The organism is Martelella sp. FLE1502, assembly GCF_053484255.1.
Genome location: NZ_JBAKFQ010000088.1, coordinates 1 through 220, shown reverse-complemented (window position 1 = coordinate 220; position 220 = coordinate 1). Strand labels below are relative to the sequence as shown.

Genomic DNA, 220 nt, shown 5'->3' with positions numbered 1-220 from the left:
AGGATCGCATCCGGCGCGACGCCATCCAGCGCCGCCATTGCGCTTTGCTCGTCGGTGGCTGTCAGCACCGTACAGCCCCATTGTTCAAGCAAGGCAGCCATGCTTGACAGGATGCTCTCTTCGTTGTCGATCACCAGCAGCCGTCGCCCTGGCAGCGGGTCGCCCAGCTGCGGCACGATCGCCGGGGCCGCAACCCGTTCGCGGGGCATCGCTTCGGCCA

General features: G+C 66.8%; 1 pseudogene. It reads right to left on the bottom strand.

Going from position 1 to position 220, the window contains the following annotated elements:
• Window positions 1-220: pseudogene (locus tag V6767_RS22790) on the bottom strand (hypothetical protein); the annotation flags it as partial.